This is a genomic window from Microbacterium pygmaeum (assembly GCF_900100885.1).
Classification (GTDB): domain Bacteria; phylum Actinomycetota; class Actinomycetes; order Actinomycetales; family Microbacteriaceae; genus Microbacterium; species Microbacterium pygmaeum.
Genome location: NZ_LT629692.1, coordinates 688813 through 704362, shown reverse-complemented (window position 1 = coordinate 704362; position 15550 = coordinate 688813). Strand labels below are relative to the sequence as shown.

The window sequence follows — 15550 nt, the reverse complement described above, 5'->3', positions numbered from 1 at the left end:
GCGACGGGATCCGGTGCATGCTGCTTCGCGGCGGCACCTCGAAGGGCGCATACTTCCTCGCCGAAGATCTGCCGTCGGATCCCGTCGAGCGCGATGACCTGATGCTGCGCATCATGGGCTCCCCCGACCCCGCGCAGATCGACGGGCTCGGCGGCGCACACCCGCTCACGAGCAAGGTCGCCATCGTGTCCCGATCCGAGCGACCCGACGTCGACATCGACTACCTGTTCCTGCAGATCGGCGTGGAATCGCCAACCGTGAGCGACGCGCAGACCTGCGGCAACCTGCTCGCCGGGGTCGGCCCGTTCGCCGTGGAGCGGGGCCTGGTCGCTCCCGCGGGTGAACGCACGACGGTGCGCATCCACCTCGTCAACACCGGCGACATCGCGACCGCGACCTTCCCGACTCCGGCCGGGCGCGTCGACTACACCGGGGACGCGTCGATCGACGGCGTGCCCGGTTCGGCCGCCCCCATCCGGATCGAGGTGAGCGGCGGTGGGCGCCTGCTTCCGACCGGGAACGTCGCCGACGAGGTCGACGGACACCGGGTCACGCTCGTCGAGAACGGCATGCCCGTCGTCCTGCTGCGCGCCGACGAATTCGGACTCACCGGCCAGGAGAGCCCGGCTGAGCTCGAGGGACGAGCCGAGCTGACGGCCGCGATCGAGGACATCCGGCTGGCCGCGGGTCCGCTCATGGGGCTCGGGGACGTCACCGAGGCGAGCGTGCCCAAGATGTTCCTCCTTTCCCCGCCTCGATCCGGCGGAGCCATCTCGACCCGGGCCTTCATCCCGTCCCGCGTCCACACCTCGATCGGCATGCTCATGGCCGCTTCGGTCGCCGCCGGCATCCGCATTCCCGGCTCGGTCGGCTGGGACATCGCCTCTCCCCCCGCGGGCGGCCCGGACGGCATCGAGCACCCGACCGGGACCTTCCCGGCGCGCGTCGCCGTCAGCCGCGACGACGACGGCACATGGACGGCCACCTCCTCCTCGCTCCGCACGGCCCGCAAGATCTTCGACGGCGTGGTGTTCCCGCGTCCGCCAGACAGGACTCCGAGATGACCGACTACACGTCGTTCGATGTCGCCCACATCGGCAACATCGAACTGCTCACCCCGAGGTTCGAGAAGAGCCTGTGGTTCTTCCGCGATCTGCTCGCCATGCGCGTGGTGGCAGAGCGCGGCGACTCCGCCTACCTGCGCACGTGGGACGAGTACCAGCGCTACACGATCAAACTGACCGCCTCGGCCGATGCGGGGGTGGGTCGCACGACCTTCCGCACCACCAGCCAGGAGGCGCTGGAGCGGCGGGTCGCGGCGATCGACGGGTTTGGACTCGGCGAGGGCTGGGCCGACGGCGAGGAGGGCACCGGGCCGACGTATCTCTTCCGCGACCCCGACGGCCACGCGATGGGCGTGTACTACGAGACCGAGCGGTATGTCGCGACGGATGACAAGCCGGCGCTGAAGAATCAGGCATCCGCATTCCCCGGTCGCGGCGTCAACGCGCGCCGCCTCGACCACATCAACTACCTCGCCAAGGACGTCGTCGCCAACGGCGAGTTCATCGCGAAGGCGCTGGGCGGTCGAGAGAGCGAGCGCATCGCCCTGGATGCCGGCGGCTACGCCGCGTGGTGGTTCCACTTCAACAACAAGTCCTACGACGTGGTCTACTCCGATGACTGGACCAAGCACGGCAATCGCCTGCACCACATCGCCTTCGCACCGGACACCCGCGAAGACATCCTGAAAGCCGCCGACATCTTCCTCGAGAACGGCATCCACATCGAGTCCGGACCCCACAAGCACGCGATCAACCAGACCTTCTTCCTCTACGTCTGGGAGCCAGGGGGCAACCGCATCGAGTTCGCCAATGCCGGCGCACGCCTGCTGCTGGACCCCGACTCCCCGGTCGTGGAGTGGAGTCAGGAAGAGCGCAAGAAGGGACAGGCGTGGGGCATGAAGACCACCGAGAGCTTCCACACCTACGGCACACCCGTCGTTGCAGACGACGAGCAGACCGCCCGCCCGCGCTGATGAGCGGCCGAACGACATTCCCACCCGCAGCTCCACCCGAACAGAAAGGTGTGTCGCATGAGTGACACCGTCAGCACGACCAGCGAGGTCCGCACGGGCCTGTACATCGGAGGGGAGGAGCGTCATACCGATGCGACGCTCGACATCCCCGACCCCGCCAAGCCAGGCGTGATCGTCGGCCGCGCCGCAGCCGCCTCGCCCCAGCACGTCGACGACGCGATCGCCGCCGCGAAGGGCGCGTTCGGCTCGTGGTCGGCGCTGAGCGCCACCGATCGTGCCGCGCAGATGGCCCAGGCGATCGCCGGCATCGCGGACGATCGCGACGAGGATGCCGCGATCCTGTCGCAGGAGAACGGCAAGATCCGCTTCGAGTCATGGATCGACGCCCTCGTCTTCGAGATCCGCTGGAACCTCGCCCTGATGATCGCCGACGAGGTCGATACGGGCAAGGTGCTCCCCGTCGTCCCCGGCATCCCGGTCGAGACCACCGTCGCCTACCAGCCGCTCGGCGTCGTCACCATCATCGTGCCGTTCAACTGGCCCATCGCCATCCTGGGCGCCGCGCTGCCCCACGCGCTTCTGGCCGGGAACACCGTCATCGTCAAGCCGCCGCCCTCGGCGCCGCTGGCGACCACCCGCGTGGTGCAGCGTCTCGCCGAGAAGCTGCCTGCGGGGGTGCTGAACGTCGTCACCGGCAAGGACGCCGACATGGCCGCCCTCATCTCGGGCGAGGACATCGCCAAGGTCTGCTTCACCGGCTCGGTGGGCGGCGGCAAGCGCATCATGGAGATGGCGTCGAAATCGCTGACCCGCGTGACCCTCGAGCTCGGCGGCAACGATGCGGCGATCTTCCTCGAGGACGCGATCCTCGACGACGCGCACCTGGACCGCATCTACGCCGCAGTGTTCGACACCACAGGCCAGATCTGCATGAACGCGAAGCGCCTGTACGTGCACCGGTCGCGCCTCGACGAGGTCGTCGACGGCATCTCGGCACGTCTGGACAAGGCCGTGATCGGCTACGGCCTCGACGAGGGCACCACGATGGGGCCGCTGCACTCCCCCGTGCAGAAGGCGTTCGTCGCCGAGATCATCGAGGAGGCGAAGGACTCAGGAGCCGACGTGCGCGAGTTCGGCGAGCTTCCCGGTGGCGACCTCGCAGGCGGCAACTTCCTGCGTCCCGCGATCGTGATCGACCCGGCCCCGACCCTGCGCGTCGTGACGCAGGAGCAGTTCGGTCCGGTCATCCCGATCATCCCGTTCGATTCGGAGGACGAGGCGATCGCCGCGGCCAACGACACGTGGGGTGGCCTGTGCGGCTCGGTGTGGACCTCGGATGTCGAGGCGGCCAACCGCGTCGGCGGGAAGCTGGTCTGCGGCTACGTCTGGGTCAACGATCACGGCGCGACCCGCCTCGACCTGCGCGCGCCGTTCGGCGGCATGAAGCAGTCCGGCTTCGGACGCGAGCAGGGTATCGAAGGCATCCGCGCGTTCCAGGACACCCGCTCGATCGCGCACATCGACGCCGACGCGCTCGCCGAACAGGCGCACTGACATCACCGCTGCCATCGACGACGCAGGCGCGACGACCGAGAGGTCGTCGCGCCTGCTGCTCGCGGTGGCGGTGCTGCTCATCGCGCTCAACCTCCGCCCGACGATCACCGGGGTGGGACCGCTCCTCTCGCAGATCTCGGCGACACTGGGCACCACCGAGGCCGCACTGGGCGCGCTGGCGGCGGTGCCGCTGATCGCGTTCGCGGTCATCTCGCCCCTCGCGCACGGGCTGAGCGCGCGGTTCGGCATTCCGCGCACTGTGCTGTGCTCGCTGCTCCTGCTCGGGGTGGGCACGATCGTGCGCTCCGTGCCGGGTTCGGCCGCCAACCTGTGGGTCGGAACGGCCCTGCTCGGCGCGTCCATCGCCATCGTGAACGTACTGATGCCGGCGGTCATCAAACGCGACTTCCCCGACCGGGTGCCGGTCATGACGGCGGTGTTCACCGCGTGCCTGTCCGGGATGGGCGCAGTCGCCTCGGGCGTCGTCGTGCCCATCTCGCACATCCAGGTGAACGGCGTCCCCCTCGGGTGGCAGGCGGCACTCTTGTGGACCGGCGCGCTGCTGCCCTTCGCCCTCGTGGCCTGGGCGCTGTCGATGCGCAGGCAGCCGCGACACGAGAAGCCCTCCGAACGGGGCCGCGCCAGCGGGATCTGGCGCGACCGGCTGGCGTGGCAGGTGCTCCTGTACATGGGCCTGCAGTCGATGACGTTCTACATGCTGGTCACCTGGTTCGCGCCCATCGCGCAATCGCTCGGGCGCAGCGAGGTCGTCGCCGGCTTCGACGTGATGATCTATCAGATCTTCTGCTTCGGCGGTTCGCTCATCGTGCCGCTCGTGCTGCGCGGCCGGTTCGGCCGCTTCGCCGCCGCCGCCGTCCCCGCGCTCACGCTCGTCGGGATCGCGGGGCTCATCGTCCTTCCCCAGCTGTTCACCGTCTGGGCCGTCGTCTGCGGCATCGGCTGCGGAGCGGCGCTGGGCATGTCGCTGAGCCTCTTCAGCCTCCGCGCCCGCACCCACCAGGCCGCGGGCGCGCTGTCGGGAATGGCCCAGTCAGGGGGCTACCTGATCGCCGCCACCGGTCCGATCCTGTTCGGCGCGCTCGTGACGCTCACCGGCGGCTGGCTGGCTTCCCTGGTCCTGGTCGCCCTCGTGCTCGCCGGTCAGCTCCTGACCGGACTGTTCGTCGGTCGCGACCGCTTCGTGCTCGAGCAGCGCTGAGCCTCTCTTCGGCTCAGAGCGGGTACTGTCCCGGCTCGCGGCGCATCGTGATCCAGCGGGTGTCGGTGAACGCATCGATGTTGGCCTCCGCTCCGCCGTGACGAGAGCCGGTGCCCGACGAGCCGGTGCCGCCGAACGGCGTGTTCGCCTCGTCGTTCACGGTCTGGTCGTTGATGTGCACGATCCCGGTGGGGATGCGCTGCGCCATCCCGAGCCCCGCGAAGACGTCGGCGGTGACGATGCCGAGCGAGAGTCCGTAGTCGGTGTCGGAGGCCAGCGCCACGGCCTCGTCGTCGGTCGAGAACGACACGACGGATGCCACGGGGCCGAACACCTCGTCGCAGTATGCTGCGGCATCCTTCGGCGTGTTGGCCAGCACGGTCGGCCGGTAGAACAGCTGGTCGTACGTGCCGCCGGCGCGCAGCTCGGCGCCCTGGGCGATCGCGTCCTGCACGAGCGTGTGCACGCGGTCGCGCTGGACCTCGTCGATGAGCGGTCCGAGGTGGACCTGTCCTGCCGCGGGGTCGCCGACGTGCATCGAGTCGGCCTTCGCCGCCAGCTTGGCGACGTACTCGTCGAACACCGACTCGTGCACGATGTGCCGGCCGACGGTCATGCAGATCTGACCCTGGTGCAGGAACGACCCCCAGGTGGCCAGGTTGACGGCCTTGTCGATGTCGGCGTCGGCGCGGATGATGTAGGCCGAGTTGCCGCCGAGCTCCAGGTGGGCGCGGGTGAGGTGCCGCCCCGCGATCTCGCCGACCGCGCGGCCGGCGCGGGTCGAGCCGGTGAAGGCGACGACGCGCACGTTCGGGTCGGCGACGATCGCCTCGCCGACGTCGGCGCCGCCGGGGACGAGCTGCAGGAGGCCCGCGGGAAGGCCCGCCTCCTCGAAGACGCGCACCATCGACACACCGCCGGTGATGACCGTGCGGGGGTCGGGCTTGAGCAGCACGGCGTTGCCCAGTGCCAGCGCCGGCGCCACCGCGCGGATGCCGAGGATCAGCGGCACGTTGAACGGCGAGATCACGCCGACGACGCCGACCGGGACCTGCTGGGCGAGCGAGAGACGCGGCTCCTCGCTGGAGAGGATCGACCCGAGTGGCGCGGAGGGCAGAGCGGATGCCTCGTAGCATTCGGCGGCGGTGACATGCAGCGCGAATCCCGCAAGCGGCGGGATCGCGCCGACCTCTCGGATGTTCCAGCCGCCGATCTCGTCGGCGTACTGCTCCCACAGCTGACCGGCTTTGCGCAGCACGGCGGCGCGGGCGGGGTGCGCAAGCGCCGCCCAGGCCTTCTGCGCGCGGGCTGCCCCCTCCGCCGCACGCGCGACATCGGCAGGGTCTGCGAGCCCGACCATCGCGAGCGTTTCGCCGGTGGCCGGCTCGATCGAGGGGATCTCGCCGCCACCCCCTGACACCCATTCGCCGTCGATGTAGATCTTGCCGGCGAAGACTTCCGGGTCGATCAGGGTGTCTGTAGCGGTCAAGACGGTGCTCATGGTGACTCCTTCGTCGGGTGATGCGGGATCAAGAGGGGTGATTGCGGGAGAGCCGCTGCGCCCGGCGGCCGATCGTGCTCGAAGACCAGCCGCGCTGGATGACGCGCATCGCATCGTCGGCGAGCTCACCTCCATCGTCATACGGCGCACGCCAGATCGCCAGCATGTCCGATGCCGGTTCGGACAGGATGCTGCGCGAGAACGCCTCGATGCCCCAGCGGCCCTCGTAGCCGGACTCCAGCGCCGCGCGCACGATGCCCGCGATGTCCAGGGCGCCGGTGCTGAGCATCCCACGGCCGGACTGACCGAGTTCGAGGTAGGCGAGCCTGGGCAGGGCGAGCCGGACAGCCTCGTCGATGTCGGCCTCTTCGATCGCCATGTGGAACGTGTCGAGATGGATGCGCAGATGCTCGGACCCGCTCGACATCGCGAACGCCATGGCCTGCGCTGCGGTGTTCAGCAGCGAGGTCTCGTACCGGTTCAGCACCTCGAAGGTCATCGCGACGCCGTGTTCGTGAGCGTAGTCTGCGATCGCACCGACCTCTCGAGCGGATCGGTCCACGGCCTCGCGAGAGGTCGGACCGCGCGGCGGTCCGAATGGCCCGTACGGCACGCCGTTCATCTGGTCGCCACCCAGTGCAGCGGTGAGATCCACGATGCTGCGCAGCAGCGCCGCTCCGGCGGCACGTTCACCGGCGTCGGCGGACGAGACGTCCGCTCCCGCGGACTGCCCCCCGGCGATCGTGATCGGCGCGAGGCCACGCTCCTCGAGGTGGCGGCGGAGCCGACCGGCGTCGATGGATGCCGGGTCCAGCGGCGGCAGCACCACCCGCGTGAATCCGGCTGCGGCCATCGCGTCCAGCGCGTCGGTGAATGCCGCGCCCGTGGCATCCGCTGCGAAGACGTTGAGGTGACACGCCACATCCAGCGTGTTCCGCGCCTGCGTGTCGACGGTCATGCGCTCATTCCTCCCGGCCCTCAGAAGGTGGGCAGGTCGAGACGCTTCTTGAAGGACGAGTAGCCGTCGTCGACGTGGACGACGGTCCCGTTGATGACATTCGATTCGTCGGAGGCCAGGAAGGCCACGACGTTCGCGATCTCCTCCGGCTCGGTCATCACGTTGCGCATCTGCTCGGACGCGAACGTCGTCTTCAGTTCGTCGCTGAACTGGTTGATGATGGCCGTCCCGACGCGGCCCGGCGTGATCGCCACGGCGCGGACGCCGAACTCCGCCAGCTCGTAGGCCGCCGAGCGGGTGAACGAGATGACGGCGGCTTTGGCCGCGCTGTAGGTGAAGGCGAGTTCCGCAGCCTGCTCGCCGTAGATCGACGAGGTGCTGATGATGACGCCGCCCGTGCCCTGGTCGCGGAACTGGCGTCCCGCAGCGAGGATCCCGTAGTAGACGCCGTCCTGGTCGATCCGGATCATCGGCGCGTAGTCCACGTCCGGGTCGTGATCCAGGAGCGGCCGTCCACCGGCGATCCCGGCGTTGTTGAAGATGACGTCGAGCCTGCCGAAGACCTCGACGGCGCGTGCGACGGCGGCCTCCACCTCTGCGAAGACGGCGACGTTGACGCCGACCGCTGCGACGTTGCCCTGGAATCCCTCGCCGGCGATGTCATCGGCGGCGGCCTGGGCCTGGTCGAAGTTGATGTCGGCGATCAGGACCTTGGCGCCCTCGCGGACGAATTTGCGCACCGTGGCCAGACCGATTCCGCTTGCTCCGCCGGTGATGAGCGCGACTTTGCCGTCGAGACGCATGGGTGTTCCTTTTCCTCGGATGTCAGGGTGAAGTGAAGGGTGCGGGAGCGGATGCCGCAGCAGCCGCCCCCGCGGATCGTGCTGGTGGTTGTCAGAGCTTGTCGGACGGGGTGGTGTCGGCCGCGTTGTCCTTCGTGACGAGCGTCACATCGACGTCGACGAAGTTCTCCGCGGGCATCGTGCCGTCCTCCTGGTAGGCCTGGACATCGGCGATCAGCATGTCCAGAACCTTCGGCCACGGCTGATCGATCGTGGCCAGCATGTTGCCTCCCGCCTGGATCGCCGCCAGCGTCTCCGAGAGCGCGTCGACACCGGTCACGGGTGCCGTCGATCCCCCTTCCGACAGTCCCTGTGCGGCGCCGAGCGCAGCGTCGTCCCAACCGGCCCAGACCGCGTCGAGACCGTCCGGGTTGGCGGAGAGGTAGTCCGCGACGAAGTTCAGCGCCTCGGTGCGGCCGGTGGCCGGGTTGGTCACCTGCTGCGGCGCGCCGCTGACCACGGTGGCGCCGGCTGCTTCGAAGGCCTTCACCGCGAGTGCGGAGCGGAAGCGGATGCCGGCGTGCGGGTCGTGACCGATCACCATGATGGTCTTCCCGTCCAACCCTCCGATCGTCTGATCGATGTCCTCCACAGTGTCGTCCACGATCTGCTGCTGGTTGGTCGTGATGTTGGTCACGAAGGCGTCCGTCGCCTCGGTACCGGCATCCATTGCGAAGATCGGGATCTCGGCGTCCTTGGCCGCTGTGACGATCGACCCGATCGAGGAGACGTCGGTGTATCCGTCGAGGATGACGTCGGCGCCCTGGCCGATCGCACTCTCGACCGCCGGGTTCATCTTCTGGAAGTCGAAGTCGCCCTGGATCATGGTCAGATCCCAGCCGAGTTCGTCAGCCTTCGCGGTGACGGCTTTGACCCACCACGCCCCGACCGGCGTCTGGTTCCCTGAGGTGAAGGCGATGACTTTGAACGGCTCGTCGCCGCCGCCGCTGTCGCCCGAGCTCGATCCCGAGCTCGATCCGGAGCAGCCCGCCAGTGTCAGGGCCGCTGCCACGGCGACGGCCGCCGCGATTGTGAACTTGGTACGCATGTATCCACTCCTTCGTTGTAACTGCGCTTCTTGCTTCTGGGTGCCTTGCGGAACGGGAGTCCGCAGGGTGTCCTCCGGAGCCGATATCGCTATCGCTCCTTGGTCTTCAGGCCGGAAAGGACGACGGCCAGGATGATGATGATGCCGGTCACGACCTGCTGGACGTAGGCATTCACGCCCAGGATGTTCAGGCCGTTGCTCATGACGCCGATGATGGCCACGCCGATCATGGTTCCGCCGAGGTTGGCGGCGCCGGAGCGGATGACGGTCATGCCGAGGAAGACCGCTGCGACGGAGAACAGCGTGTTGTCGCCGCCCTGCTCGGCCGCCGCGCTGCCGAGGCGCGCGGCCAGCAGGATGCCGCCGATCGCGGAGATGAAGCCGGCCATGGTGAAGGCGAGCAGCCGCGCCCAGCGCACATTCACACCCGACAGCCGGGCCACCTCCTCGTTGCCCCCGATCGCGTGCAGGCGTCGCCCGAGGGTCGTGAAGCGCAGGAGCGCCCAGATCAGCACCGAGATCGCGACCGCGAAGTACACCGGCAGGGGGACGTTCAAGAATTTGCCCTGCCCGAGCTCGTTGAACTCGGGCGGCATCCCGAACACCGTCGTGCCGCCCGTGACGATGTACGCGAGGCCGATCACCGAGGTCATCGTCGCGAGCGTCGCGATGAACGCGGACAGATGCAGGTACGCGATGAGCACGCCGTTGACGAGTCCGACCAGCAGCCCGACCGCGAGGCCCGCGAGGATCGCGATCGGCATCGAGTTCTCGCCGAGCAGCATCACCGAGGTGACCGCACCGGCCAAGCTCGAAGTCGCACCCACCGACAGGTCGAAGTCACCCACGACCATCACGATCGTCTGGGCCCCGGCGATGATCGCCAGGATCGAGATCTGATAGAGGATGTTGCGGATGTTCACGAACGACAGGAAGGTGTCGGGGCGCATCGCGAAGAAGAACAGGATGAGCAGGATCAACGCCACGATCGTGCCGCTCTGGATCAGCACGCGACCGGCTGAGCGAGACCGCTGGACCATGATGGTTCCGGTCCGGGTCGGCTCCTTCTGAATCGTCATGATGTGGACCTTCCGTACGCGTAGGAGAGGAGGAGCTCGTCGTCGGCGCCCTCGGCGGGGACGTCGCCCGAGATCGAGCCCTCGTGCATGATGAGGATGCGATCGCACATGCCGATGAGCTCCGGCAGCTCCGAGCTGACGGCGATCACCGTGGTCCCGGTGGCGGCGAGCTCGCGGATGAGCCGGTAGATCTCGGCCTTCGTTCCGACGTCGATCCCCCTGGTCGGCTCGTCCATGAGCAGGACCTTCGGACGGCGGGCGAGCATCTTGGCCAGGACCACCTTCTGCTGGTTGCCGCCGGAGAGCTCTCCGACGTTCTGGCGGGGGCTGCGCGCCTTGATCTGGAGGTCGCCGATGCCGCGCTTGGCGATCTCGGCGATGCGCCGGCCCGACACGAACCCGCCGCGGCTGACCGACGGGATGTTCGCGAGGGCGATGTTGTCCTGGATGGAGGAGCCCAGCAGCACGCCCTGACTGCGTCGCTCTTCGGGAACGAGTGCGACGCCGGCCTCCAGCATCCGACCGACCGCCGAGCGACGCGAGACCTCCACTCCGTCGACCGTGACGGTGCCCGACTTGGACTGCTGCGCACCCGCGAGGATCCGCAGCAGCTCACTGCGGCCGGAGCCGGCGAGGCCTCCGATCCCGAGCACCTCGCCGTTGTAGGCGGTGAACGAGACGTTCGTGACGCGCCGCCCCTCCAGCGAGTCGACCACGAGGGCGACCTCCGACGAGGTCACTCCCCGCTCGGGGTAGAGCGAGTCGGCGTTTCGTCCGACCATCGTCGAGATGACCTCGTTGATCGTGGTGCCGGAGACGTCCCTCGTGATGATCGTCTCGCCGTTGCGCATGATCGTCAGGCGATCGCAGAGCTCGAAGACCTCCTCCAGGCGGTGCGAGACATAGACGATCGCCACCCCCTCGTCACGCAGCGACCGCAGAACCGTGAAGACCTCGCGGATCTCGGTGTCGGTGAGCGAGGCCGTCGGCTCGTCGAGGATCAGGACGCGTGCGTCGGTGGCCAGCGCGCGGGCCACGGCGACCATCGTCTGCTGCACCGGCGAGAGGTCGCCGGCGAGCTTGCGCATGGAGATTTTCTGATTGAGTCTCTCGAGCTGCTCGCGCGCACGGCGGCGCAGCGCCCGGCCATCGACGATGCCGAATCGACTCGGCAGCTGTTCGCCCAGCAGGACGTTCTCCGCGACCGAGGTCGTGGGCACGATGGACAGCTCCTGATAGAGCGCGACGATGCCCTCCTTGTGCGCCGCGCGCACGTTGGCGAACTCGACGTCCTGCCCGCTGCGCCGGATCGTCCCGGAGTCCGGCGAGTACAGACCCGTCATCACCTTGATCAGCGTCGACTTGCCGGCGCCGTTCTCACCGAGGAGCGCATGGATCTCACCGGGTCGGACCGAGAGCTGCACTCCTTTGAGCGCATGGACGCCGTCGAAGCTCTTGACGATGTCGACGGCCTGGAGCGCGGGAACTCCGGTCGTCACCGGGTCGCTGCCGATGACCGTCACGACGTGCTCCCGGAGTCCGTGATGTCGTTGCAGCGGATGACGACCTTCGGGTACCGACCGCTGATGTGCATGTCGAACGCCTCGGTCGCGTCCTCCAGGTCGAACACCGACTGGGTGAGCTCGTCGAGATCGAGGTACGGCAGGATCTGCAGGGCGCGCGGGAATGCGTACGGTGAGACGAACACCCCGGTCAGCGTGAGCTCCTTGAGGTACAGGAAATCGGAGAGGTTCAGCGGCATCTCGAAGTCGTGCGGATACATCGCCCCGTAGATCACCGTCGCACCCTTCGCCGCGATCTCCAGGAGTCCGCGCACGGCCCGGGGCGAGCCGGATGCGTCGATGACGACGTCGAACCCCTGCCCCCGGGTGATCTCGTCCGCGCGTCGGTACTGGTCCTCGGAGATCGGATCGATGACCTCGTCCGCCCCGTGTCTCAGCGCCATCTCACGTCGCTCGGCGATCGGCTCGATCAGCGTGAGCGATGTCGCCCCGTGCATCCTCATGACCTGCAGGGCGAGCTGCCCGATCGGCCCGCCACCGCAGATCGCGACGCGGTCGCCGACCTGGATGTCGGTCTTGTCGGCGATGCGCACGGCGACCGAGGTCGGCTCGAGGAGGCACCCGTGCAGCAGTGAGACGTCGTCGGGCAGACGGTAGACCTGCGATTCGTGCCAGGTGACCGTCTCTGCCATCCCCGGGCGGTTGTAGTCCTGGATGTGTTCGCAGAACTGCTGCGTCCCGGCCCGGCACGGCGTGCACGTGCCGCAGAAGCGGAGGAAGTTGCCGGCGACGCGATCGCCGACCTGCAGACCGTTGCGATGGGCCTTCTCGCCGAGGGCTTCGACGACGCCCGACAGCTCATGCCCGAGCCCGATCGGCACGTCGGTGCCGAAGAACCCCTCCGCGAGGTGCGGATCCGAGCCGCAGATCGCCGAGTACGCAACGCGGATGCGCACGTCCTCTGGCCCGAGCGGCTGATCGGGGAAGTCGACCACACCGATCTGTCCGCGCGCGGTCGCATCGGGATCGCGCAGGCTGCCGATCCTGGTGACGGCGACTGTTCTCATTCGTCTCTCCGTTGAGCGAGTGTGCGAGGGGAGGGCCGGTCAGCCGCCGGCGGCGATGACGCGGCGAGTGGCGGCGATGGTGGCGGACAGTCCGTAGCCGTGCTTGTCGCGCAGCTGCTCGTCCTCGCCGAACCCGGCGTACACCTGCGGGATGCCGAGACGCTCGAAGGCGGTGAGATGGATGCCGCGATCCGCGACGACGTCCGCGATGCGCGACGCGAGCCCGCCGTAGGCGAGGTGATCCTCGAGGACCACGAACCGCCCGCCCGTCTGGTCCGCGCACTGCGCGATCAGGTCCGCATCGATCGGCTTGAGGGTGAACATGTCCACCACGCGCACGTCGAACCCGTCCTTCTCGAGCTCGGCAGCCGCTTCCAGCGCCTGGGCGACGACCGTGCCGTGCGTGAAGATCGTGGCATCCGACCCCTGCCGGGCGATGATGCCCTTGCCGATGCGGACGTCGTGCTGACCGGGCTCGTAGAGGATCATGTCCTTCTTGCCTACGGCGAGGCGGATGTAGATGGGGCCCGCCATCGACATCGACTGCCGGAGGATCTCACCGACCATGAGGGGGTCTCCGATCGAGGTCACCGTCATGTTCGTCAGGGCGCACATCAGCGCGAGGTCCTCGACGGCGTAGTGGGTCGAGCCGCCGTTGCCGACGAGCCCGCCGTGGGTGCCGATGATCTTGACCGGCAGGTTCGGATAGCAGACGTCGCTGCGAACCTGCTCGAGTGCCCGCATGGAAAGGAACGGCAGCATGCCCGAGACGACGGGGATGTTGCCGTCGTAGGCCAAGCCGGCGGCGATGCCGACGCTGACCTGTTCGGCCAGCCCCACATCGAGGAATCGGTCGGGGCACTTGTCGCGGAATTCCACGAGCGTCGCGCCGATGTCGGGGGTGATGACCCAAAGGTTCTCGTGCTCCTCGCCGAGTTCGGCGAGCGTCGATCCGATGACGGAACGGGCGGAGAGCATCTCTCCGAAGGTGAAGGTGACGGGCATCAGACGGACTCTCTCTCGCGGGATGCCTGCAACGCGGTCATCGCGCGCTCCAGGTCTGCGGCGCCGAGTGATCCGGCGTGCCAGGCGAGGTTGTGCTCCATGAAGTCCACGCCCTTGCCCTTGACGGTCTCGCAGATCACGACGGTCGGACGCTCGGCGCTCGTCGGCGGCAGCGCGTCGATCGCCCCGACCAGCTGGGCCATGTCGTGGCCGTCGATGTGCACGACGTTCCAGCCGAATGCCGCCCATTTGTCCGGATAGGGTTCGAACACGACACGCTCTTCGGCGAAGCTCGTCATCATCTGCCGGTTGCGGTCGACGAACGCGACCAGGTTTCCGAGCTCGTTGCTGCGCGCGGCCATGGCGGCTTCCCACACCGACCCCTCGCCGGTCTCGCCGTCGCCGAGCAGGCACACGACGCGGTGCGACTCGCCGCGGCCGCGGGCACTCAGTGCCATCCCCACCGCGATCGGAAGGCCGTGACCGAGCGAGCCCGTCGAGCATTCGACACCGGGCAGCTGCACCTTGCAGGGGTGCATGCCGTAGGCGCTGTCGAGCTGGCCGTAGGTGTCGACGATCCCCTCGTACGAGAAGAAGCCGCGCATCGACATGGCGATGTACATGCACACGGCCGCGTGGCCTTTGCTCAGGACGAAGCGGTCGCGCGTCGGGTTGCGCAGATCGGTCGGGTCGACGTGCAGTCCGTAGTGGTACAGCGCGGTGAAGATGTCGGCAGCAGACAGATCGCCGCCGATGTGCACCGCTCCCTCGTACGTCCCGCACAGGTGAAGCAGCTTCGAACGCAGCTCGAACGCCAGGTCTTCCAGCTCTTGGACGGAGTGCGGATCGTCGCTCGTCTGCAGGCTCGTCTCGCCCATCACATGCCTCCTCGTCATCGATTCGCGTCGACGAGACACCGGCACCGGGCCGTCTTCATCGACGTTCGCTTGTGGTCTCGGCCCTGTCTTCGGACCTCGACGAGGCGACAGTAACACGGTGTGATTTACAAGTAAACAGGCTTGTACGTAAACTTGTTTGAGTGCGCAATCGCTCCCTGACTAGACTCGCCACACGGATCAGCTCGTGATCCGGCACTGGAGGGGAGTGCTGTTGACAGGCGAGCTGGACGAGCCGGTCGGCCCCGTCTTCGTCGACGCGGCGGAGGTCGTGACCACCCCGCTGGGCGATGTCGTGGACAGCGAGAACTTCACGCCTCGCCTGCTGCACCTCATCTCGAACGCGCTGGTCTGGCGTGAATCGCGCCTCCTGCGGGACGCCTTCAACCTGGGCACGAACGACTGGCGGGTCATCTCGGCGATCTCGATCCGACCGGGGGCGACCTCCACCGAGATCTCGGAATTCGTCGCGATGAACAAGGCGATCGTCTCCAAGAGCGTCAACACCCTCATCGCGCGCGAGCTCATCGTGCCGGCCGACGGCAGACGCGGATCGCGCCACCTCTACCTGACCCGCGCCGGCGCGGACATGCACGACCGGATGAAGCCGATCTCGATGCAGGGCCAGGAGATCGTGCTGGGCGACCTCAGCCCCGAGGAGATCGAGCAGCTCAACCGTCTGCTCATGCGGCTGCTCCAGCGGACACCCGAACTGTCGCCCGGATCGGTGCCGACCGCAGCGGGCGTCGTCGAGGGCTGAACCCCGATCCGTCCGCGCAGCGGAACCCTCGCGATGGCCGCGACGTCGCACACTCGCAAT

Annotated in this window: 14 protein-coding genes; 5 read left to right on the top strand and 9 right to left on the bottom strand. The window is 68.1% G+C overall.

Annotation, left to right across the window (positions count from 1 at the left end):
* The first annotated feature begins 17 nt into the window (after positions 1-17).
* The 4 genes from BLT19_RS03285 (at position 18) to BLT19_RS03270 (ending at position 4811) form a co-directional block, all read left to right on the top strand.
* Positions 18-1064, top strand: coding sequence for a 4-oxalomesaconate tautomerase (locus tag BLT19_RS03285; RefSeq protein ID WP_231917771.1), 1047 nt, complete (start codon positions 18-20; stop codon positions 1062-1064).
* Positions 1061-2038 (top strand): VOC family protein, encoded by a 978-nt coding sequence (locus BLT19_RS03280; protein ID WP_091486274.1) that lies wholly within the window; start codon positions 1061-1063, stop codon positions 2036-2038. The genes BLT19_RS03285 and BLT19_RS03280 overlap by 4 nt, the downstream gene beginning before the upstream one ends.
* A gap of 57 nt (positions 2039-2095) precedes the next feature.
* Positions 2096-3592, top strand: a complete 1497-nt coding sequence (locus BLT19_RS03275) for an aldehyde dehydrogenase family protein (RefSeq protein WP_091486269.1) — start codon at positions 2096-2098, stop codon at positions 3590-3592.
* Between the two features lie 64 nt (positions 3593-3656).
* A complete protein-coding gene (locus tag BLT19_RS03270) occupies positions 3657-4811 on the top strand; it encodes a CynX/NimT family MFS transporter (RefSeq protein ID WP_231917770.1) in 1155 nt (384 codons plus the stop codon).
* 13 nt (positions 4812-4824) lie between these two features.
* On the opposite strand, the gene BLT19_RS03265 is transcribed toward BLT19_RS03270, so the two are convergent.
* The 9 genes from BLT19_RS03265 to BLT19_RS03225 all read right to left on the bottom strand — a co-directional run bounded on the left by BLT19_RS03265 (position 4825) and on the right by BLT19_RS03225 (position 14712).
* Complete coding sequence (locus BLT19_RS03265) at positions 4825-6312, bottom strand: aldehyde dehydrogenase family protein (protein ID WP_091486260.1); 1488 nt, start codon at positions 6310-6312, stop codon at positions 4825-4827.
* 28 nt (positions 6313-6340) lie between these two features.
* A complete protein-coding gene (locus tag BLT19_RS03260) occupies positions 6341-7270 on the bottom strand; it encodes a sugar phosphate isomerase/epimerase family protein (protein ID WP_091486256.1) in 930 nt (309 codons plus the stop codon).
* A gap of 20 nt (positions 7271-7290) precedes the next feature.
* Positions 7291-8073, bottom strand: a complete 783-nt coding sequence (locus tag BLT19_RS03255; RefSeq protein WP_091486252.1) for an SDR family NAD(P)-dependent oxidoreductase — start codon at positions 8071-8073, stop codon at positions 7291-7293.
* A 91-nt stretch (positions 8074-8164) separates the two neighbouring features.
* Positions 8165-9160 carry a sugar ABC transporter substrate-binding protein gene (locus BLT19_RS03250; protein ID WP_091486247.1) on the bottom strand — a complete coding sequence of 332 codons (996 nt, stop codon included), beginning with the start codon at positions 9158-9160 and terminating at the stop codon, positions 8165-8167.
* Positions 9161-9249: 89 nt separating this feature from the next.
* A complete protein-coding gene (locus BLT19_RS03245) occupies positions 9250-10239 on the bottom strand; it encodes an ABC transporter permease (protein WP_091486242.1) in 990 nt (329 codons plus the stop codon).
* Positions 10236-11762 (bottom strand): sugar ABC transporter ATP-binding protein, encoded by a 1527-nt coding sequence (locus BLT19_RS03240; protein ID WP_231917769.1) that lies wholly within the window; start codon positions 11760-11762, stop codon positions 10236-10238. Before BLT19_RS03240 ends, BLT19_RS03245 begins: the two co-directional genes overlap by 4 nt.
* Positions 11759-12829, bottom strand: coding sequence for an alcohol dehydrogenase catalytic domain-containing protein (locus tag BLT19_RS03235; RefSeq protein WP_091486238.1), 1071 nt, complete (start codon positions 12827-12829; stop codon positions 11759-11761). The genes BLT19_RS03240 and BLT19_RS03235 overlap by 4 nt, the downstream gene beginning before the upstream one ends.
* Positions 12830-12868: 39 nt before the next feature.
* A complete protein-coding gene (locus BLT19_RS03230) occupies positions 12869-13834 on the bottom strand; it encodes a transketolase family protein (RefSeq protein WP_091486234.1) in 966 nt (321 codons plus the stop codon).
* On the bottom strand, positions 13834-14712 hold the full coding sequence (locus tag BLT19_RS03225; protein WP_091486230.1) for a transketolase: 879 nt from the start codon (positions 14710-14712) through the stop codon (positions 13834-13836). Before BLT19_RS03225 ends, BLT19_RS03230 begins: the two co-directional genes overlap by 1 nt.
* 205 nt (positions 14713-14917) lie before the next feature.
* Between BLT19_RS03225 and BLT19_RS03220 the strand changes: the two genes are divergently transcribed.
* Entirely contained in the window at positions 14918-15490 is a 573-nt protein-coding gene (locus tag BLT19_RS03220; RefSeq protein ID WP_157681741.1) for a MarR family winged helix-turn-helix transcriptional regulator, read from the top strand.
* Positions 15491-15550 lie beyond the last annotated feature (60 nt).

Bases quoted from the DNA above. Each gene is read 5' to 3' on its own strand.
- BLT19_RS03285 (WP_231917771.1), top strand. From the start codon at position 18: ATGCTGCTTCGCGGCGGCACCTCGAAGGGCGCATACTTCCTCGCCGAA.
- BLT19_RS03280 (WP_091486274.1), top strand. From the start codon at position 1,061: ATGACCGACTACACGTCGTTCGATGTCGCCCACATCGGCAACATCGAA.
- BLT19_RS03275 (WP_091486269.1), top strand. From the start codon at position 2,096: ATGAGTGACACCGTCAGCACGACCAGCGAGGTCCGCACGGGCCTGTAC.
- BLT19_RS03265 (WP_091486260.1), bottom strand. From the start codon at position 6,312: ATGAGCACCGTCTTGACCGCTACAGACACCCTGATCGACCCGGAAGTC.
- BLT19_RS03260 (WP_091486256.1), bottom strand. From the start codon at position 7,270: ATGACCGTCGACACGCAGGCGCGGAACACGCTGGATGTGGCGTGTCAC.
- BLT19_RS03255 (WP_091486252.1), bottom strand. From the start codon at position 8,073: ATGCGTCTCGACGGCAAAGTCGCGCTCATCACCGGCGGAGCAAGCGGA.
- BLT19_RS03250 (WP_091486247.1), bottom strand. From the start codon at position 9,160: ATGCGTACCAAGTTCACAATCGCGGCGGCCGTCGCCGTGGCAGCGGCC.
- BLT19_RS03245 (WP_091486242.1), bottom strand. From the start codon at position 10,239: ATGACGATTCAGAAGGAGCCGACCCGGACCGGAACCATCATGGTCCAG.
- BLT19_RS03235 (WP_091486238.1), bottom strand. From the start codon at position 12,829: ATGAGAACAGTCGCCGTCACCAGGATCGGCAGCCTGCGCGATCCCGAT.
- BLT19_RS03230 (WP_091486234.1), bottom strand. From the start codon at position 13,834: ATGCCCGTCACCTTCACCTTCGGAGAGATGCTCTCCGCCCGTTCCGTC.
- BLT19_RS03225 (WP_091486230.1), bottom strand. From the start codon at position 14,712: ATGGGCGAGACGAGCCTGCAGACGAGCGACGATCCGCACTCCGTCCAA.